At 44.8% G+C, this 19,041-nt stretch carries 19 protein-coding genes and 1 riboswitch; of the genes, 10 read left to right on the forward strand and 9 right to left on the reverse strand.

The annotated features are described in order from the left end of the window. Nucleotides 1-20 precede the first annotated feature (20 nt). The 3 genes from thiB to mpl form a co-directional block, all read right to left on the reverse strand. Nucleotides 21-1,019, reverse strand: coding sequence for a thiamine ABC transporter substrate binding subunit (gene thiB, locus VTH8203_RS02140; protein WP_096992147.1), 999 nt, complete (start codon nt 1,017-1,019; stop codon nt 21-23). A gap of 52 nt (nt 1,020-1,071) precedes the next feature. Continuing rightward, nucleotides 1,072-1,179, reverse strand: a riboswitch (TPP riboswitch). Between the two features lie 77 nt (nt 1,180-1,256). Next, a complete protein-coding gene (locus tag VTH8203_RS02145) occupies nt 1,257-1,877 on the reverse strand; it encodes a flavin prenyltransferase UbiX (RefSeq protein ID WP_096992148.1) in 621 nt (206 codons plus the stop codon). After that, nucleotides 1,877-3,226, reverse strand: coding sequence for a UDP-N-acetylmuramate:L-alanyl-gamma-D-glutamyl-meso-diaminopimelate ligase (gene mpl / locus VTH8203_RS02150; protein ID WP_096992149.1), 1,350 nt, complete (start codon nt 3,224-3,226; stop codon nt 1,877-1,879). Before mpl ends, VTH8203_RS02145 begins: the two co-directional genes overlap by 1 nt. Before the next feature lie 282 nt (nt 3,227-3,508). On the opposite strand from mpl, the gene fbp reads away from it, so the two are divergent. After that, a complete protein-coding gene (fbp, locus tag VTH8203_RS02155; RefSeq protein WP_096992150.1) occupies nt 3,509-4,522 on the forward strand; it encodes a class 1 fructose-bisphosphatase in 1,014 nt (337 codons plus the stop codon). Between the two features lie 131 nt (nt 4,523-4,653). Then, a complete protein-coding gene (gene ppa / locus VTH8203_RS02160; protein WP_096992151.1) occupies nt 4,654-5,184 on the forward strand; it encodes an inorganic diphosphatase in 531 nt (176 codons plus the stop codon). A 69-nt stretch (nt 5,185-5,253) separates the two neighbouring features. On the opposite strand, the gene VTH8203_RS02165 is transcribed toward ppa, so the two are convergent. From VTH8203_RS02165 to tamA, 4 genes are all read right to left on the reverse strand, one after another. Continuing rightward, nucleotides 5,254-5,613, reverse strand: a complete 360-nt coding sequence (locus VTH8203_RS02165) for a DUF2799 domain-containing protein (protein ID WP_158296040.1) — start codon at nt 5,611-5,613, stop codon at nt 5,254-5,256. A 19-nt stretch (nt 5,614-5,632) separates the two neighbouring features. After that, on the reverse strand, nt 5,633-5,983 hold the full coding sequence (locus tag VTH8203_RS02170; protein ID WP_096992153.1) for a DUF2799 domain-containing protein: 351 nt from the start codon (nt 5,981-5,983) through the stop codon (nt 5,633-5,635). Nucleotides 5,984-6,073: 90 nt separating this feature from the next. After that, nucleotides 6,074-9,835 (reverse strand): autotransporter assembly complex protein TamB, encoded by a 3,762-nt coding sequence (gene tamB / locus VTH8203_RS02175; RefSeq protein ID WP_096992154.1) that lies wholly within the window; start codon nt 9,833-9,835, stop codon nt 6,074-6,076. Beyond that, nucleotides 9,832-11,547, reverse strand: coding sequence for an autotransporter assembly complex protein TamA (tamA, locus tag VTH8203_RS02180; RefSeq protein WP_167385771.1), 1,716 nt, complete (start codon nt 11,545-11,547; stop codon nt 9,832-9,834). Before tamA ends, tamB begins: the two co-directional genes overlap by 4 nt. Before the next feature lie 167 nt (nt 11,548-11,714). Here tamA and msrA point away from each other — a divergent pair, with 167 nt between their 5' ends. Then, entirely contained in the window at nt 11,715-12,335 is a 621-nt protein-coding gene (msrA, locus tag VTH8203_RS02185; protein ID WP_096992156.1) for a peptide-methionine (S)-S-oxide reductase MsrA, read from the forward strand. Between the two features lie 73 nt (nt 12,336-12,408). On the opposite strand, the gene VTH8203_RS02190 is transcribed toward msrA, so the two are convergent. Beyond that, on the reverse strand, nt 12,409-12,609 hold the full coding sequence (locus VTH8203_RS02190) for a DUF1107 family protein (RefSeq protein ID WP_096992157.1): 201 nt from the start codon (nt 12,607-12,609) through the stop codon (nt 12,409-12,411). Nucleotides 12,610-12,887: 278 nt separating this feature from the next. Here VTH8203_RS02190 and VTH8203_RS02195 point away from each other — a divergent pair, with 278 nt between their 5' ends. The 7 genes from VTH8203_RS02195 (at nt 12,888) to VTH8203_RS02225 (ending at nt 18,412) form a co-directional block, all read left to right on the forward strand. Continuing rightward, on the forward strand, nt 12,888-13,439 hold the full coding sequence (locus VTH8203_RS02195; RefSeq protein ID WP_096992158.1) for a YtfJ family protein: 552 nt from the start codon (nt 12,888-12,890) through the stop codon (nt 13,437-13,439). A gap of 147 nt (nt 13,440-13,586) precedes the next feature. After that, nucleotides 13,587-13,880, forward strand: coding sequence for a DUF2607 family protein (locus VTH8203_RS02200; protein WP_096992159.1), 294 nt, complete (start codon nt 13,587-13,589; stop codon nt 13,878-13,880). A gap of 52 nt (nt 13,881-13,932) precedes the next feature. Beyond that, the gene (gene zrgA / locus VTH8203_RS02205) at nt 13,933-14,592 is read left to right on the forward strand and encodes a zinc uptake protein ZrgA (RefSeq protein WP_096992160.1); all 660 of its coding nucleotides are present in this window, start codon (nt 13,933-13,935) and stop codon (nt 14,590-14,592) included. Nucleotides 14,593-14,660: 68 nt separating this feature from the next. Next, nucleotides 14,661-15,350, forward strand: a complete 690-nt coding sequence (locus VTH8203_RS02210; protein WP_096992161.1) for an ABC transporter ATP-binding protein — start codon at nt 14,661-14,663, stop codon at nt 15,348-15,350. Beyond that, on the forward strand, nt 15,347-16,606 hold the full coding sequence (locus VTH8203_RS02215; protein WP_096992162.1) for an ABC transporter permease: 1,260 nt from the start codon (nt 15,347-15,349) through the stop codon (nt 16,604-16,606). The genes VTH8203_RS02210 and VTH8203_RS02215 overlap by 4 nt, the downstream gene beginning before the upstream one ends. A gap of 58 nt (nt 16,607-16,664) precedes the next feature. After that, on the forward strand, nt 16,665-17,129 hold the full coding sequence (locus VTH8203_RS02220; RefSeq protein WP_096992186.1) for a DUF3299 domain-containing protein: 465 nt from the start codon (nt 16,665-16,667) through the stop codon (nt 17,127-17,129). Nucleotides 17,130-17,509: 380 nt separating this feature from the next. Continuing rightward, nucleotides 17,510-18,412, forward strand: a complete 903-nt coding sequence (locus VTH8203_RS02225; protein ID WP_096992163.1) for a TIGR03899 family protein — start codon at nt 17,510-17,512, stop codon at nt 18,410-18,412. Here the strand turns inward: VTH8203_RS02225 and cysC are convergent. Beyond that, nucleotides 18,409-19,041, reverse strand: coding sequence for an adenylyl-sulfate kinase (gene cysC, locus VTH8203_RS02230; protein ID WP_096992164.1), 633 nt, complete (start codon nt 19,039-19,041; stop codon nt 18,409-18,411). The two genes, VTH8203_RS02225 and cysC, sit on opposite strands and share 4 nt — an antisense overlap.

Below are 19,041 nucleotides of genomic sequence, written 5' to 3' on the forward strand. Positions count from 1 at the left end.
ATGTTATCCGATAACGGCTATTACTGAATTAGCGCAGACTGCCACTCGCGAATCCAAGCTTTTCGATTATCCGCCACTTCATCTGGACTGAATGTGAGCGCTTTGTTTGGGATAATTAAGCTATCAAACCCTTCAGGAAGCTGACTATTGACCACCGGATACATCCAATTCCCTGTTGGAATTTTTGACTGAAAGTCCTCAGAAACAATAAACTGCATAAATTCATCGGCGAGCTTTTGGTTGTCACTGCTTGCCACTTTTGCCGCGACTTCTATCTGAGTGTAATGGCCTTCTGAAAAGTCTGCAGCGGCAAAACGATTATCTTGCTCTGCAATAATATGGTAAGCCGGAGAAGTTGTATAAGAGAGCACTAAGTCAGACTCTCCCTCAAGGAACATAGAATACGCTTCCGACCAACCTTTGGTCACCGTTACGGTCTTTTTCGCTAGCTTTTGCCATGCTTCACTAGAGTCATCACCATAAACTGACTTCATCCAAAGTAACAGCCCTTGCCCTGGTGTTGAGGTGCGCGGATCTTGATAAATCACCTTGAGATCATCACGTTGCTCAACTAGCTCTTTCAGGCTTTTCGGCGGATTCTTTACCTTTTCTTGGTTGTAAACAAACGCAAAATAACCGTAATCGAAAGGCACAAAAACATCGTCACTCCACCAATTTGGTAGATCAAGTGCCGAAAGATCAGCCCTGTTCTTTGCCAATAAACCTGAGGCTTTCGCTTCACTCATAAGATTATTATCAAGCCCCAGAACAACATCAGCTTGGGTGCTTGAACCTTCAAGGCGCAGGCGATTTAAAATCGACACGCCGTCATCCAGCGCAACAAAGTTGAGATCGCATCCACATTTGGCTTCAAAGGCTTTTTCAATGGCAGGACCAGGTCCCCAATCGGAAGCAAATGAGTCATAGGTATAAACGGTAAGTGTCTTCGCCGCCGCGAGTTGAGAGGCACTCAGAAGTGATGTTGCCAAAGCGAGTTTAGCGAGTCGATGTACTTTCACTGGTTCTATCCTTAGAGATATTTTTTAGTTATATGATCCAGAAAAAGCCTCCATAGAACGGAGTTCTCATCCCTACGCCAGCATTATCTGGATCAGGTATACGGGTGTCAGGGTATTACCTTCTCTCAGCACCACTGCTAGTGCACCCCGTGAGTCACAACTTTTAGAAAGCGAATTGTAACCTTTTCGTCACAGATTCGCCAAATCTATCCCTAAATAGGTTTGATTGATGTGAGTTTAGCGCTGATCGTAGCCCCAGCGAGGAACAAGAGCCTGAACAATACCCATATGATCAAGTACGCGAGCAACAATAAAATCTATCAGGTCCTCAATGGATTGCGGCTGATGATAAAAGCCTGGTGCTGCAGGCATTATGGTGACTCCCATTTGCGACAGCTTGTGCATATTTTCTAAATGTATGGTTGAGAATGGTGTCTCGCGCACCACTAACAGTAGTTGGCCGCGCTCTTTAATGACCACATCAGCAGCGCGCTCAATCAAATTATCCGACATACCATGAGCAATCGCAGCCACACTGCCAGCTGAACATGGGCAGACAATCATTTGTTTAGGTGCCGCTGAACCAGAAGCCACAGGTGAAAACCAATCTTCTTTACCACACACCACCAGCTTGTCTGGTGAACACTTCAGTATTTCCACCAGAGCTTTGTGCGCGGCATCCGGCCCACTCGGCAGTTTAATATTATGCTCCGTTGCCAACACCACTCGCGCAGCGGAAGAGATCAATAAGTACACGGTATAGTCTTGAGCTAACAAACACTCAAGCAGGCGCATCCCGTAAGGAGCGCCAGATGCACCAGTAAATGCCAGCGTGATCGCTTTCTCTGCGAGTTTCATTACGCTAATGCCTCTAACAATTTTTGATGAATACCACCAAAGCCACCATTACTCATTACCAAGATTTGATCGCCTGGTTGCGCCTGTTCAACAATGGACTGCACCAGTTCGTCAATAGAGTTGCTAACCCTAGCCGGTTGCGAACAGGAATGAGCAACCTCTGCTACTGACCAGTCAATATTGTCGGGTTGGAGCAAGAACACAGCATCGGCTTCATGAAGCGACTGCGCTAATGTCTCTTTGTGAACACCGCGTTTCATGGTGGCACTGCGTGGTTCTAAAACAGCTAGGATTCGCTGCTTGCCGACCTTGTTACGTAAACCGCCTAACGTCAGTTCAATAGCCGTTGGATGATGAGCAAAATCATCGTAAACCGTCACTTGATTGACTTCGCCTTTCAGCTCTAAGCGTCGTTTGGTATTAATAAACTTTCCTAACGCTTCACAAGCAAGATCAGGTGTTACGCCAACATGCCTTGCTGCCGCAATCGCCATCAGGGCGTTATCGACATTATGGTCACCTACGAGATCCCATTTCACTTCCCCGACTTTGCTGCCATGCAGATACACTTCAAAATGCGAACCATCACGCTTTAACTTATGTGCATGCCAGTCAGCATTCTCTCCCGTGTGTTCCACCTCACTCCAGCACCCTCTTCCTAGTACGTCAGCTAACGCTTTATCTTTACGTGGTGCCAGAATGCGCCCGTTTCCTGGCACAGTGCGAACTAAATGGTGGAATTGTCGTTTGATGGCTTCAAGATCATCAAAAATATCCGCATGATCGAACTCGAGATTATTCATAACGAGTGTGCGTGGATGGTAATGAACAAACTTAGAACGCTTGTCAAAAAAAGCGCTGTCGTATTCATCCGCTTCTACCACAAAAAACATCGATTCTCCGAGGCGAGCTGACTGGCCAAAGTTGCCTAATACTCCACCAACTAAGAAACCCGGTTGGTAGCCACAGTCTTCAAGAATCCAACTTAGCATACTAGATGTGGTGGTTTTTCCATGTGTCCCTGATACAGCCAGTACCCAGCGGTCATGCAAAAGAAACTCTTGCAGCCACTGCGGGCCAGAGGTGTATTTCAAGTTATGATTAAGCACATACTCAACGCAAGGGTTACCACGACTCATTGCGTTCCCTATGACCACAAGGTCTGGAGCAGGATCGAGCTGAGCTGGGTCAAACCCTTCGATAATCTCTATGCCTTCCGATTCCAATAATGTACTCATTGGGGGATAAACGTTCGCATCGCTGCCTGTCACTCGGTGCCCCAACTGCTGGGCCAACACCGCAGCCCCTCCCATGAAGGTACCGCAAATACCCAGAATATGAATATGCATAGTTCGCTCTCTTAACTCTTTGCGTCTAATTTTACGCTATTGTCGCTATATATACCCAAAGCGTGGGTCAAAAGCGAGAAAGTTAGCGGTTAGGGGAATAAATGTGACATTCATCATACAAATCTGAGTATGGTAGGGTTACTTCATTACCATTAAAAAGTTCTGCCACCTACAATACCCTTGTGTGTTGATGAATACCCCCAATAAACGCAATCGTTTGGTTGCTACCTTTCTCTCACACACTCCCCCCAAGAAAATAAGCAGAAAAGTTAAGGATATAACATGTCTGAAATGCGCACCCTTGGCGAATTCATTGTTGAGAAACAAACTGATTTCCCCCACGCTAGCGGTGATTTATCTTCCCTTTTGTCTTCGATTCGACTCGCTGCAAAAATCGTAAACCGAGAAATCAACAAAGCTGGACTTGCTGATATTACCGGCTCTGTAGGTTCTGAAAACGTTCAAGGTGAAGCTCAGCAAAAACTCGATGTCTATGCTAACGACAAGTTTAAGGCCGCTCTGGAAGCGCGTGACCAAGTTTGTGGTGTAGCTAGCGAAGAGGAAGATGAGGCCGTCACCTTTAACAAAGAGCTCAACAAAAATGCCAAATACGTCGTGCTGATGGATCCACTGGATGGCTCGTCAAACATTGATGTCAATGTGTCAGTCGGTACTATCTTCTCGATTTATCGTCGCGTTTCACCGGTTGGCACTCCTCCGACTCAAGAAGACTTCCTCCAACCGGGTAACAAGCAAGTGGCAGCGGGCTACGTGGTGTACGGCTCGTCGACTATGTTGGTTTATACCACGGGTAAAGGCGTAAACGGATTTACCTACGACCCATCGATCGGCACCTTTTGTCTATCTCATGAAAATATGATGATCCCTCAAAATGGCACCATCTATTCCATTAACGAAGGCAACTATATTCGCTTCCCTATGGGCGTGAAAAAGTACATTAAGTACTGTCAGGAGAATGTGCCAGAAGAAAAACGACCCTATACATCACGCTACATAGGCTCGTTGGTTTCCGACTTCCACCGTAATCTATTGAAAGGTGGCATCTATTTGTACCCAAGTACGCAAAGCCACCCGAATGGCAAGCTACGCCTTTTATACGAATGCAACCCAATGGCCTTCATCATGGAACAAGCTGGCGGCTTAGCGTCAGACGGTACGCAGCGTATCATGGACATCAAACCGACGGAGCTCCACCAGCGAGTCCCATTCTTCGTAGGCTCCAGCCAAATGGTTGAAAAAGTCGAATCTTTCTTAGAGGAGTATAAAGACCAATAACTTCGAAGTGCCTCTCAACAGAGGCACTTTTTGTTTTAAAATTAACCAAGTATACTCTTTGAAAACGATTTGTGTTTCAGCCCTCTATTCCCTTATCAACGGAATAATGAATAAAGAAAAGGAAAGTCAAAATGAGCTTGAACAATGTACCAGCAGGTAAATCTTTACCTGATGATATCTATGTAGTGATTGAAATCCCAGCCAACGCTGATCCCATCAAGTACGAAGTCGACAAAGACTCCGGCGCCGTTTTCGTTGACCGCTTTATGTCTGCGCCTATGTTTTACCCATGTAACTATGGCTACGTCAATGAAACACTTTCCCTTGATGGTGACCCTGTCGACGTATTGGTACCAACACCTTATCCCTTAATGCCAGGCTCAGTGATTCGCTGCCGACCAGTCGGCGTGCTTAAGATGACTGACGAATCTGGTGAAGATGCCAAAGTCTTTGCGGTTCCGCATAGCAAACTCTCTAAAGAATACTATCACATTCAAGATGTCGGTGACATTCCAGAGTTGCTCAAAGCACAAATTACTCAATTCTTTGAGCGCTATAAGGAACTGGAAGCGGGTAAGTGGGTAAAAGTGGATGGTTGGGCAGATGTTCAAGCAGCACGAGAAGAGATTGAAACCTCTTATGAGCGTGCCAAAGTAAAATAACCGGTACGGTCGCTAATAAAAAGCTCTCTAGATAAATTAGAGAGCTTTTTCGTTTTTTGATAGCACTACTCAATAACCGTAACGCCCACGGGATGCCATGCCATTGTTGTACCACGTTCTAAACGTAGGTCTAATGTCATCGCAGATACCCCGATACATCTCTCCACGTTTCCCAAAAATGGTTGGATCTTGCTGACAGTATGTTACGCGGCCTTTCTCGTAACCTGTCGAGTAAGCTTGAAAGAGCACGTGAGTAACATCGATTTTCGCCTTTGGTTGCAACTGCTGTTCTGAGAGCTTCTCATAACCAGCCAGAGCTTGTTCCTGTCCATATTGCTGCCATTCATTAGGCTGCATTGAGGTCAATAACACTTGCTGAGCACAGCCTGAAAGGAGAACCATCAGAGCAAGAGAAATGTGTCTTACCATACCACCTCCATCCTTTAGGTTAGCGTCTTGCGCGAGCGTTTTTGCCCCGCCAATATTCATGAAGGTATATCCGGTTCAGATCATTACAAATCCCATAGTAGATTTTACGATTGAATCCTAAAACAAATGGATCTTGCTTACAGTAGTCAGCGCGGCCTTGTTGGTAACCTTTTGTATACGCTTGGTATTGAGACTCGCTAATTGCAGGCTCTTTCGCTCGTAGCTCCGTTTCGGTCTCCTCAACGTAGCCTTTCAAAGCCCATTGATTGCCAAACTGTTGCCAACTGGCGTCATTGCGGTCTGTTGGCGGTTGTAACTGAACACAGCCTGACAGCAACCCTCCGAATATCAACAAAATTACAGGTTTCATAACATCCTCTGTTAACCCACTCTCGCTTACCTAAGTATACGAAAAAATCACCGATGGATTAAGTGGCTCAATGTTGCTTCCGCTTCGGCACTAGTTCACTTCGAACTGATACAAGAAGGTCACCGAACTATACAGCCCAGACACCGCTTCAACATAGAAGTCTTCAAGAACCCGATAACGAATCGTAAACTCACCCAAAGAGTTGAAGATCCCCACACCGTATTTCACCTGCAAGCCCGGCAACACGTAACCACTTACTGTCACTTGAGAGTCGTCACCACTTCCTGCGGTATCTAACTGTAAGTCTTGAACGCCAAAGGCTTGGCCTATGTCACCGACGACTTTACCACTGCGTGCTAAACTCAAACCAATTAACGTCGTCGTCAGCGCGTTGCCCCCGGTTTCACCATCAATATCTTGTCCTCGCAGCAAATAAGACAGAGCGTTCGCTTGCGGCATTGTCGGGTCAGAGAAAATCTTAATTTTGGGTTCCGTCGCCAACCCTGTCACTTTGACCCCAGCCTTAACATTATCAGCGGTGGTATCAGGATTTCGTATTGCAGTAATATTGACGTAAGGCTGATCGACAGGTCCTGTCATCAAAATCTTACCTTCTTCAATAATGAGGTCTTGTCCAAATGACGTATACGAGCCATTAACGATATTCACTTCACCTTGAACAAATGGTCCTTTGTCTTTTTGAGAGACTTGAAGTCTTCCTCGTAGATCCGCTTTAAGGCCAAACGCAGACACCCTGAAATCGTTACCGATAGTGATAGTTACATCGCTTTCGATATTGAAAGGTACTGCGGCTTCTTTATCTATCGGTGTCATATTTGGGTTAAGTAGCACTTGATCACTAGAGACCGAGACTGCACTTGGTGGCAATTCTTCCACTAAGACCCGCCCCCAAGGCAAACCAATCGTCCCAGTTACCTTCGCTACCTTTGGGTTGGCCTCAATCGTCATATCGGGCACCACTTTCACTTTCACCATTGGTGGCACTTCGACATTAAGCTCGTTCGCAAAAACTCTCAGTTTAGTTCGCCATGCGTTAAGATCTTGCCAATTGCCGTCTCCAGAAAGTTGTAGCTCACCATCATTAGTTTGAATCTTGGCGTCTAAGTTGGCATCAAAACCATTAAAGGTAACGCCCACCTTTCCCGATTTCACTTGAACAGGAGATATATCTCCTTGCAAGGAGAGATCTGAAATAGAGAAGTCACCAAATAACTGTGGATGCAACGCGTCGCCTTTGATCTTGATGTTGGAATCAAGGTTTGCTGTCAACTTATTAAACTCACCAATGACAGGCTGTAGAAAATCCAGGTTAAACGTTGAGAGGTTTATTTCACCTTCTATATTTTTGTTTTCTGCTAGCACATCAGGCAACGTCACCTGACCGGAGAGATCGCCATTATCAGTAACATCGACCAACCAACTGGCTTCTAATTTATCATCAGCTAAATTTGCGGCAATATTGACCTTATCCCAACCAAAGATCAAAGGTGCTTCAAGCGTTTGCGTCACCGTCCCCTTTGGTAAGCTCACATCCAGTTTTACTTGAGGTGGAGCCTGTGGTGACCATTTCGCCCAAACTGTCGCATTAGCACTCCCTTCAACCTTGGTGTTTTGCGGAATGAAGGCATCAATCTGTTTAAAATTGAAATTCTTTATCGTGACCAGTGCTTCACCAGAAGTACCTGCTTGAATATCTTTCTCGAGACATACTTTTGAACCGGCCTGAGCCCAACAGTGTGCTGACACGTCAGCTATTTGCTTATCGATATCCACTTTGATATCAATGGGATCAACCAGGTCAAGCGGCCCCTGCTTCGACTCCAAATGTACGTCAGCTAACCGCCCTGTCCAAACAAGGCTCGGTTTATCTTGCAGTGAACCATCCAGATCGATGTTTGCGGATAAGATGTCGGACACAAGTTCCAGCGACAGCGTATGTTGCGCTTGAGTACCACTTAACGCGAGATCAACACGGTCAACAGCTTGATCTTGATACTTAATCCCGGACGCTTTTAGGGTAATGTTGGCTTGAGCTTTTTCAATCGGTAATGGTGTCGCAGAGCCTGATAAAGATAAACGTTCAAGACTGGCTTCTTGCTTCCATTTTACCTTTTCGACCTTAAGATCGGCGCTAATATCAGGCGTTAACATAGCCCCTTTAACCCCGATACTCCCCTTTAAAAGGCCGGTAAGATCGGGAACCGATTTCTCTAGGTCAGGGAAATCGATGCTGACGTCCATGTTCCAATCTTTGTCTAGTGTTCCTTTAGCACTGAGTTGGTTTGGACCATGAGCAACTGACAGCCCCTCAGTCTTCACTTTGTACTTGCCCTTGCCAAACGAGTCCGAGGCATCCAGCTGGCCTTTTACATTTAATGGATAGTTACGTAGGACACCAACAATATCGAGGATAGGGACGGACACATCCCAACCTCCTGCTTCGGTTAACTCACCACTTGTTACCACATGGCCACTGATATCACCTTCAGCTTCATGCCATTGAAGACCGGGTTGAATATGTGTGAGATGAATATCTCCTTGCCAGTTTATTGGTGATTCCCAGTTCGCCATCACCTGCCCCGAGATGTTGCCCCCTAGGCTATCAATTGAGAGCTCACTCAGGTCAATGTGTTTCAAGTCTCCGTTGCCAGCCAACGTCACCGAAACATCTGGAATAGCCTTACCCGAGGCTTGCGCTTTAAGATCAACGTTATACCCTTTCAATGAACCTTTAGCGGCTAGGTTATCAACCACCACCTGATAATCACTGTTCCCAGTAAATGGCCAAGCCGCTTTTGCATCACTGATCGTGGCATCAAAGGGAAGTGTTGGTTCTAACGGTTGTAATTCTCCGTTCAAAGCGCCACTGATCACCCCAGAGAATCGACTATCTAAAGATAGCTTTTCAACGCTGCCTTTAGCGTGCAACTTCACCTTTTGGCCTGCTAAATCAGTTTGTTTTAGATCCGCCATTAAATGGAGATCTAATGGATACCCTTGTTGCAAAGTCACATCACCGTTGAGTAATGCATTCACTTGTGGCATATCCAATTGCAGTTTGTCTACGTGAACGTTGTGCTCACCAGCGCGTCCCACCAATTTCAAATTATTGACAATAATGGACTCAGCTTGCTCAAGTCTAAAGTCCTGAATTTCAATCCCTGTCACCTTAACGAATAATGGAATCAGCACCTCTGGCAGTTCAATCGCAGTAGGCTGTGTCTCGGCTTGTAATTTTGTCGGTTCAGCCTTTGATTCATCCGAAGGCGCCAATTTGACTCTCGGTGCTTTTAGTAAGGTCTCTCCGACAGTGAGCTTAGAGCCCGTCATCGCTAATGACGTCGAAAAGTGCTCCCAATTAACCTTAGTGCCTAAAATATCCAGGTTAATATCGCTAAAGTTAACCTTTCCGATAGCAATAGGGATAGGCGTTGAAATAGACGTTAAAGGTTCACTTGGTTCAGGCGAAGGTTCACTCGGCGCCACCTCCGGCATAGCGAAATTTACACCATCTATCGCTAGCTCGTTAATACAAACCCTAGGTGAGCTCAAGCAATTAAGATCAACAGCGAGCGTCAAAGATTGAGCATTAAGATCGATATGAAGACTTTCATCAACGAAACGGACTTGATTGAGAGTGAATCTGGGGAAAAGAGCCCCCTTAGCTTCTGCCACTTGAAGCTGGGGAAGCGCCTTGTTTGCCCCCCAAAGAAGCGTGTTTAATCCAGCATTCGTGAATAAGGCAAATGCAAGTATCGCCACGATAATTAACAGCAGAGTGGCAAAACCTATGGAGGCCCACTTTGTTACTCGCCATACTTTTAACATCATAATTCTGGCCCTAAACTAAAGTGAATACGCCATTTTGCTTGTGGTTTTTCATCTAATCCTTTGGCATAGTCAAACTTCACCGGACCGACGGGTGAAACCCAACGAATACCAACACCAGCACCGCGCTTCCATTCCGGCGTGTCATCAAAAGCATCACCAATATCAAAAAACGTCGCGGCCCACCAATTTCCTGTAATGCGATATTGATACTCAAGTGTGCTTGTCGCTAAATATTGTCCACCCGTTTTATTGCCAACGTCATCTTGTGGCGAAATACTTTCATAGTCATAACCACGGACACTATTGTCACCACCCGCATAGAAACGCAATGACGGGGATAATTTTGACGGGTCACTTGCGATGTTGGCACCGATGTCGACCTTAAAAATACCTCGATGATTTTCCCCTATGCTAGATATCCATGTCGACGTACCACGCATGCGAAATACCGACGTCTCCGACACGGCATGATCATCTCCAACTTCAAACATAATCGTCTGTTTGTTACCACTCATTGGCAACACTCCACCTCGGGACACAACTCGTGAATAAGAAAGTCCAGGTAAGACAAATTGCCCTAACTCGCCTTGCGTATTGAACTCATAGTTTTCAACGAGATAACGAATGTAAGCCGTGCGATGCCAACCACTTTCCAATACCCAATGTCGTTCGAACGAAAGGTTGGATTCTAGCGTTTTTTTATCCGTTCGATTGACGTTCTTCAGTCCATATTGAATCAAGTAGTAATTTTTGAGCACATCATTCAAAGGAATCTTATAGCTCGCGGTGACTTGTTGCTCTGGAATTGAGAGGTCAAGACTGGTATTGAAGCTATGGCCTTGTTCGTTAAGCCAAGGTCTCTTCCACTTGAACTGCAGTTTTGCACCAACATCGGTCGAGTAGCCAAGACCCGTTTCAAATTGGTTCCTCACTTGCGGAGCTAAAGAGACCTTCATAGGCAGTTCTCGTCCTTTGCCAATCAGAGTTAGATCAGGCTCAACAAAGACGGATGAGAACCATTCGGTATTAGAGAGGTTTTGGTTATAGATACCAACTTCAGACGCGAGATAGTCATCGCCCATTTTATACGGTTGTAGTGACTCAACTTTTTGAATATCTATTTGGCTACCAGTAATAGTCGTCTTGCCAAATTGATAGCGAATGCCGCTATCGTAATGCAATCGAATAAAAGCTTGATTCAGTTCAGGAACCACTTCTAAGCGGCTTAGTACGTACCCCCCATCAAAGTAACCTTTTTGCAATGCCAGGTTACGAATACTTGATTTAAGCGCATCGTATTGGCTGTGATTTAAAGTGACGCCTTCTTTTAATGGTGACAGCCGGATAAGCCGCAAAAAATCTTCGTCTTTTTTGGCCTCGCCCGTTATCTCAACGTCCACTAACTTGACTCTCGTGGGTGGCCCTGGCGTCACGTTCACTATCAACTCTGAGTCTTTCTCATCGACAACAAACTCTATCTTTGCGTTGTAATAACCCACGGCATTAAGGGCGGTATTGATTTCTTTGGTGAGACGAGACTGAAATCGAAGCGATGTTGAGTATTCACTGGGTTCAATAGCCGATAAGTAGGCATCAACATTATCTTGCAATGCGCCGCTTAGCCCATTTATATCCAATGACACACTATCTTTAGCCATCACAACACTCGACGACAGCAGAAGAAATAGCGATGGTAATACTCTCTTTATCATGCTTTATTGTTGAGACTGTGATTCGTTGCTTTTATTGTGATCTAGAATGATAACCCCTATCAATTTAGAAGTCTGTAGGTAACTACCCAGATGATGACAGATTGGCGTTATTTTTTAATATGTTCCAGAAGCTTCGTACACCCAATAATAGTCTAAAAAAGGAGCCTTTGATGCGTAAAACGGAAATGATATCAGCAGACCAAGCGCTACCGGGGCGCAACCATGCTATCGCGGTTATGGAGCCTCACTTTATTAACCAATCAGACCTTAATGCACCTTTGATGGAACATCAACAATCTGTCATCATCGGATTGGGCTGTTTCTGGGGAGCCGAACGGGTGTTTTGGCAGCTAGATGGTGTGGTCTCGACGTCTGTCGGTTATGCTGGCGGCTATACCCCGAATCCAACTTATGAAGAAGTGTGTTCTGGAGATACAGGTCATACCGAAGTGGTGCGCGTAGTGTTCGATACTCGAGTCATCGCGTTAGCTGACATACTCAAAGTGTTTTGGGAAAAACATGACCCTACTCAGGGTATGCGCCAAGGGAACGATATCGGCACCCAATACCGTTCCGCTATTTACGTTAATAATGAGCAACAACTCCTAACGGCACAGCAAACTCAGCAGCAATATCAGCAGGCGCTTGGAGATCTTTCTATCACAACAGAAATCGCCATGCTTACCCACTACTACCTCGCTGAGGTATACCACCAGCAATATCTTGCTAAGAACCCCAATGGTTATTGCGGAATTGGTGGAACTGGCGTCTGCTTCCCTCCTCAATAACTGAGTAGTATAAAAAAACGCTTTTGATTTACACCAAAAGCGTTTCCTAAAAACCTTGTTATCGGTCAGTACGCTATAGCGCTAAAGCCGCTATCTCGATGTTAATTTCTTTAAATGCATCGAGCTTTTGTTTGTCACCCACTTCGGGTAACAACACCTTGCCATTATCGAAACGAAACACCCCGATACCCGCAATGAAAAACTGTCCCTTAAACAGGGTTTTAACAAATTTTGCAATTTGTCTTGGACGATAAACCATAAACTTTCGCAGCATAAATTAACCTCAATATCCGTTTGAGTACAACAATCATATTTCCGCTTTAAGCGAATAACGTCGCAATATTTTTTGCGATCGATACAAGTATACAGCATATTTATTTGTTCACAAAAATAAATTAACATCTTTGCAACAAAATATAAATTACTGTTATGCTACGTCGGATTTTATCAAGCAACGTACATCTCTTGGTCAAATCGCACTAATAATATTGTGGTAATTGCTAGGGTGACCTATGGTATGCCACTCAACACAAAGTAATGGAAACAATTACAATGAAACTAAAGCCTCTCCTAACAATAGCAATGCTGTGTTTGCCCACACTTGCTATGGCCACCAACTTGCAAGTTGGCGGTAATGCCCGCTCAATTTCCGTGAAAGATCATGGAGAACTTGTCCTCAACAATGACACCATTACCTATCAAGCATGGAACAGCAAAGATATGCTTGGCAAAGTACGTGTTATTCAAGCTATCGCAGGACGCAGCAGCTCAAAAGAAATGAATGCAACTTTAATGAAAGCCATTACTGATGCAAAATTTCCTGAGGATAGTTACCAAACCACAACGATCATCAACCAAGATGATGCGATGTGGGGAACCGGGTCTTTTGTTAAATCCTCAGCAGAAGACAGCAAACAAGAATTTCCTTGGTCATCTATGGTGCTCGACAAGCACGGCTTAGTGGCAAATGCATGGCAACTGAAAGAAGACAACTCTGCGATCATTGTTCAAGACAAACAAGGCAAGATTCTCTACGTCAAAGAAGGTGCGTTAACAGACGGTGAGATTCAACAAGTGTTAACGATGATCAACGATAACCTATAATTTATCGCCAAACTTTATCGATAAAGGGAGCAATATTGCTTCCTTTGTTTTATTCCTGTCAGGGACTCAAAGCGAAGTGTGTTAACGTTGGTAAATGTTTTGATTTGTTATAACATAACAAACCGAAACTAAACGAGAATAAGTTGCATGTCGCTAATACAGTCTATTAAGCCCAACAACAAGTTAAGTGCAGCACTGTGCTTAGTAATTCTGCTACTTGCTCTCAACGCACTATCGATCGAACACAGCTATGACGCGCATATCGATCACCAGCAACATCATTGCCCTTTATTTACTAAAGGCACTCATTCACTTCCTGTCAGTTCTCTCAACACACCATCTCTAGCAGTTTCTCATTCTACACAGAAACATCAACACCACCTTGTCTGCGATTCGAAACCTGAGTCGATCAGCGCTCGCTCACCACCTTGGCTGGCCTAAATTGACTAAAATTATCTCTTGTTATCACAGACTAAAAATTTAAGGAATCCTAATGAAACTCAAGATGACGCTATTAGCTGGACTCGTAATCTCTCAATTCGCAGTCGCAGAAGACGACTTCCGCCAACATGACGCACATGTTCATGGTCATGTCGAATTTAATATTGCTCAAGATGGACAAGACCTTCTGGTTGAGATTACGGCTCCAGGTGCCGATGTCGTTGGTTTTGAGCATGATCCAAACACTGATGCAGAAAAAGCAGCGCTTAGCAAAGCCAAAGCAACACTCAACGACGTGAATAACTTATTGATTTTACCAAAAGCTGCTGGATGCCAGTTGGTAGATGTGGATATCGATAACACGTTAGAGTCTCATCAAAATCATGATGATCACTCAGACCATCACAAGCATAAAGATCATGATGATCACAAAGGTCATGATGACCACCATGACCATAAAGCCCACGATGATCATAAAGGTCATGACGACCACGACCACGACCACGACCACGACCACGACCATCATGATGGGCATGGCGAGTTCAACGTGCAATACCAATTTACTTGCAGTGATTTCAGTGAGTTAAATCAAATTGACACCAAATGGTTTAGCTATTTCCCTGCAACAGAAAAAGTGTCCGTTAATCTATTAACCGACACCGCACAATCTGCGACTGAACTAAGCTCTGGCAACACTGTCATTAAACTTTAAGCACCAAGCACCCTGCCCTAAGGAGTCACGTTACTCTCTTAGGGCATCTTCTTGGATAAGAGGACATTATGGCTAGAGTAATTGAACTCACCGATCTCACTTTCAAATGGCACCCAGACCAAGCACCAACACTCGATATTCCCTCCCTAACTGTAGACCAAGGTGAGCACCTATTCTTAAAAGGGCCGAGTGGCTGCGGAAAATCGACCTTACTGGGGCTACTCACAGGTATCAACACCGCAACCTCTGGCAATGTTGTCGCGTTAGGACAATCACTGCATTCCTTATCTGCCAGTGCTAGAGATAAGTTTAGAGCTGACCATATCGGCTACATATTCCAGCAGTTCAACCTACTGCCTTACCTCTCTGTTATTGATAACGTCACTTTACCTTGTCAATTTTCTCAAGTTAGAAAAAGTAAGGTAGCGGGCTCTCTAGAGCAGGAAGCGAAGCGACTTCTCGATCACTTAAGGTTACCGGCCCAACTTCTCAACAAACCAGTGATTGAACTGAGCATTGGTCAACAGCAACGTGTGGCCGCTGCACGCGCCTTAATTGGTCAGCCTGAGTTTCTTATTGCCGATGAGCCAACGTCTGCCTTGGATCACGATAATCGAGAAGCCTTTATCGAATTGCTGATGGAACAAGCCAACCAAGCGCATTCCACGCTAATCTTTGTCAGTCACGATCCGACGCTCGAATCTCTATTTACGCGTAGCGAAAATTTACTGGATATCAACCAAGCGAGAGCACTATGAGTATTACATTGAAACTAGCTTGGAAAAGTCTTCTCAACCGAAAAACTACCGCATTATTAACCATTATGACCGTCGCTATTTCGGTGATTCTTCTCATGGGTGTTGAGCGGATTCGAACTCAAGCAAAAAGCAGTTTTGCCAATACGATTTCAGGTACTGACCTCATCGTTGGTGGCCGTTCTGGCCAAGTGAACCTGCTGCTCTACTCTGTCTTTCGTATTGGGAATGCTACCAACAATATCGACTGGAAAAGCTACGAAGAGTTTAGCCAACATCGCGCCGTTGATTGGGCGATTCCCATTTCGCTTGGAGACTCACACAAAGGGTTTCGAGTCATGGGAACTAATCACAGCTATTTTGAGCGCTACCAATATGGACAGAAGCAACATTTAAGCTTCTCTTCAGGTCATGAGTTTAATGGATTATTTGAAACCGTACTCGGCTCTGATGTTGCCAAATCGCTAGGCTATGACATTGGCAGTGAAATCATTATTGCACACGGCATCAGTGATGTAGGCTTTAGCCGCCATGAAAACCTCCCTTTTAAAGTGGTCGGTATACTGGCTCCAACAGGGACACCTGTCGATAAAACCGTTCATGTTTCGCTTGAGGCAATCGAAGCAATACATGTTGGTTGGGAGTCAGGGGCGAACCTCGGCAACACACCCAGCAAAGAACAACTAGAGCAGATTGACTTCCAGCCTAAGCAAATCACCGCCATGTTGATAGGTCTTAAGAGCAAGATTCAAACCTTCGCTCTACAAAGACAGATTAATACCTATAAGCAAGAACCACTAAGCGCTATTCTTCCTGGGGTTGCCTTGCATGAATTGTGGGGCATGATGAGTGTGGCTGAACAAGCGTTGCTCATCGTCTCTATTTTTGTTGTTGTCGCCGGTTTGATGGGGATGCTTTCCAGCTTGTTAACCAGCTTACAAGAGAGACGCAGAGAAATGGCGATACTGCGTGCCATGGGAGCAAGACCTCGACATGTATTTACCTTGTTGGTCAGTGAAGCGACGGTTCTAACTTCTGCGGGTATCATTTGCGGTATTGGTGGCATGTATGCCATGCTAGCGGTCGCTGCGCCAATAATTACAGCAAACTACGGTATCAATATAGCACTGACCGCGATTACCGCTCACGAGTGGATGTTACTAGGGTTTGTTCAAATCGCAGGAATGGTCATTGGATTCTTCCCTGCGCTGCGCGCATACCGACAATCATTAAGCGATGGCATGACCATCCGAATTTAGCGAGATTGACATGAAAATACTGCCTAAACTCGTTGGCATTCTATTATTAACGATAAGCATGCTCACACCACATATGGCGTTGGCACAGGATGAATCGGATCTATTAAAACTTGATTGGATCGATTTGATCCCTGAGAAAGAGCGTAATCAATTCGACGTAATGGGCATGCCTGCAATTGACCACTCAGGTGCTGCTATGGAGCAATCCAAACTCGGTTCCGTACGACAAGAGCTAAACGGTAGCACCGTAAAAATTCCTGGCTTTGTTATTCCACTTGAAGGCGATGAAGATATGGTGACCGAATTTCTTTTGGTTCCATACTTTGGGGCATGTATTCACGTACCACCACCGCCGCCAAACCAAATCATTTATGTGAAGTTTAAACAAGGTGCGCCTGTACATCGTTTGTGGGATGTTATTTACGTGGTAGGTACACTAAAAACGGAGACCATCAACTCTGAGCTTGCTGAAACTGGCTACCTGATTGATGGAATCCGTATTGAAGATTATGACGATGGTTAGAATTCACGCTGAATAGCGTAGAGACATTAAAAGTAAACATTTCCTCAACGGTGCTAGCTTGTCACCTTGCCAAACAATCTTCTACCTAGTTGATGAAAGTAGAAAGATAAGCTAGCACACCGAGATAAACACAAAGTAATAGTGCTACCGAAACGTGTTTTTTAACTCTATTCCCTCCTGAGTGACTCATATAGCCCTCCTTAGTTACGCTCATAAATTTAACAAAAATTTATCATTTATCCCAGCTTTTTTTACAACATGCCGCTCGTTACCGATAATTCGGAAAATAGCTCACACAAATAGGGCTAGTCAGCACCAGAAAATCTCGCTAAATTGATCAGCAATTGGACAATTTTACCACCTACTCTGAATTCGTTTTTATGAGCAAACTACCTGTCGAACCACAACCAAATCTCTCAGAACCCCATTCGCACAGCGAACAGGCTCACAAAAAAAGTCACCATATGAAAGACAGCGGCAGCCGAATACGTGCTCTTGCTCAAGCACACAATTTGGACGCATTAATCGCGGAAGAAACACCAACGAAAAGCTTGTTTGAACGCGCTATGCTGCGTGAAAAACAGAGCAAAGAACAGCGACAGAAAAACCTAGAACAGATTGTCAAAGCCGCGCTGGCATCATGTAACAATGAAGTGGCGGGAGAACCTGACTTTGATTGGCTGATACGTTATTTCGACATGGCGAAAGAAATTCATAATAGTTCAATGCAAAAGCTGTGGGCTCAGGTACTAAAGCGAGAAGTAACCAATCCAGGGTCAACGTCAATGAAAGCTCTAAAAACCCTCAGAGACATGACGCCAAAAGAAGCACAAACCTTACAACGAGCAGCCTCTTTGGCTTGCAGTTTTGGGACTGATACTAGCAGGAAGTTACTGCTTGGCATTCGTCATCAGGCTGGGTTATTTAGCTTTTCCAAACGTGAAAGTCTTGATGAACTAAGCCTTGGTGAATTCCAACTTCCCTACTCCAGCTTATTGCTACTTGTGGAGCTAGGCATCTTACTCGCCACCGAGTTAGAATCAGGAGAAATCACCAAAGAACCGGCGCTCAAACTCAACTATCAAGGTAAAGAACTGATGTTGCAACCAAAGCTTAAAGGCATCACGTTAACCTACTACCGCTTTACCCCAACGGGTAACGAGTTGTGTCAATTGCTTGGAAACCGCAGCAATAACCAATATCATGATAAACTACTCGAGTTACTGAATAGAAAGTTTGTTGTGAGAACTGACACGACCCACTCGTTTCATCATACGGTTTAGCGAATGATACTTCGTTCAGTTAGAACTTGAATACACTGCTTCACCAGTTCTGAAACCTCATACACATCAGCATTTAAATGAATTTCAGGTTCAACGGGTTGTTCATATTCAGAATCTATCCCTGTAAAATTGTTAATCTCTCCCGCTCGTGCTTTCTTATATAACCCTTTAGGATCGCGCGCTTCACAAACTGCTAAGCTCGCATTCACAAAGACTTCCAAGAATTCTCCTTGAGGTAATAGTTCACGTACTAACGATCGCTCTTCACGATGAGGAGAGATAAAGGCAGAAAGCACGATAAGGCCCGCGTCCGCCATCAATTTTGTTAGTTCACCAACTCGTCGAATATTCTCTCGCCGATCTTGCTTAGAAAAACCCAGATCTCGACAGAGTCCATGTCGCACATTATCGCCATCTAGCAAATAGGTGTGGTAACCGCGTTGCGTCAGCTCAGTTTCTAGAGCCCCTGCCACCGTTGATTTTCCAGCCCCGGAAAGCCCCGTAAACCACAATACTACTGGCTGCTGATTTTTTAAGGTTGCACGCTCTGACTTGGTTACCTGATGCTGATGCCAAATAACGTTTTCATCTTTGTTTATTTCGGCGCTTGCCAGTACACTATTTGACAT

It is taken from the genome of Vibrio thalassae, from assembly GCF_900089835.1.
In the GTDB taxonomy this organism is placed as follows: domain Bacteria; phylum Pseudomonadota; class Gammaproteobacteria; order Enterobacterales; family Vibrionaceae; genus Vibrio; species Vibrio thalassae.

Excerpts from the sequence above, each read along its gene's own strand:
- VTH8203_RS02145 (WP_096992148.1), bottom strand. The coding sequence starts at position 1,877 with ATGAAACTCGCAGAGAAAGCGATCACGCTGGCATTTACTGGTGCATCT.
- mpl (WP_096992149.1), bottom strand. The coding sequence starts at position 3,226 with ATGCATATTCATATTCTGGGTATTTGCGGTACCTTCATGGGAGGGGCT.
- fbp (WP_096992150.1), top strand. The coding sequence starts at position 3,509 with ATGTCTGAAATGCGCACCCTTGGCGAATTCATTGTTGAGAAACAAACT.
- ppa (WP_096992151.1), top strand. The coding sequence starts at position 4,654 with ATGAGCTTGAACAATGTACCAGCAGGTAAATCTTTACCTGATGATATC.
- VTH8203_RS02165 (WP_158296040.1), bottom strand. The coding sequence starts at position 5,613 with ATGGTAAGACACATTTCTCTTGCTCTGATGGTTCTCCTTTCAGGCTGT.
- VTH8203_RS02170 (WP_096992153.1), bottom strand. The coding sequence starts at position 5,983 with ATGAAACCTGTAATTTTGTTGATATTCGGAGGGTTGCTGTCAGGCTGT.
- tamB (WP_096992154.1), bottom strand. The coding sequence starts at position 9,835 with ATGATGTTAAAAGTATGGCGAGTAACAAAGTGGGCCTCCATAGGTTTT.
- tamA (WP_167385771.1), bottom strand. The coding sequence starts at position 11,547 with ATGATAAAGAGAGTATTACCATCGCTATTTCTTCTGCTGTCGTCGAGT.
- VTH8203_RS02190 (WP_096992157.1), bottom strand. The coding sequence starts at position 12,609 with ATGCTGCGAAAGTTTATGGTTTATCGTCCAAGACAAATTGCAAAATTT.
- VTH8203_RS02195 (WP_096992158.1), top strand. The coding sequence starts at position 12,888 with ATGAAACTAAAGCCTCTCCTAACAATAGCAATGCTGTGTTTGCCCACA.
- VTH8203_RS02200 (WP_096992159.1), top strand. The coding sequence starts at position 13,587 with ATGTCGCTAATACAGTCTATTAAGCCCAACAACAAGTTAAGTGCAGCA.
- zrgA (WP_096992160.1), top strand. The coding sequence starts at position 13,933 with ATGAAACTCAAGATGACGCTATTAGCTGGACTCGTAATCTCTCAATTC.
- VTH8203_RS02210 (WP_096992161.1), top strand. The coding sequence starts at position 14,661 with ATGGCTAGAGTAATTGAACTCACCGATCTCACTTTCAAATGGCACCCA.
- VTH8203_RS02215 (WP_096992162.1), top strand. The coding sequence starts at position 15,347 with ATGAGTATTACATTGAAACTAGCTTGGAAAAGTCTTCTCAACCGAAAA.
- VTH8203_RS02220 (WP_096992186.1), top strand. The coding sequence starts at position 16,665 with ATGCTCACACCACATATGGCGTTGGCACAGGATGAATCGGATCTATTA.
- VTH8203_RS02225 (WP_096992163.1), top strand. The coding sequence starts at position 17,510 with ATGAGCAAACTACCTGTCGAACCACAACCAAATCTCTCAGAACCCCAT.
- cysC (WP_096992164.1), bottom strand. The coding sequence starts at position 19,041 with ATGTCAAATAGTGTACTGGCAAGCGCCGAAATAAACAAAGATGAAAAC.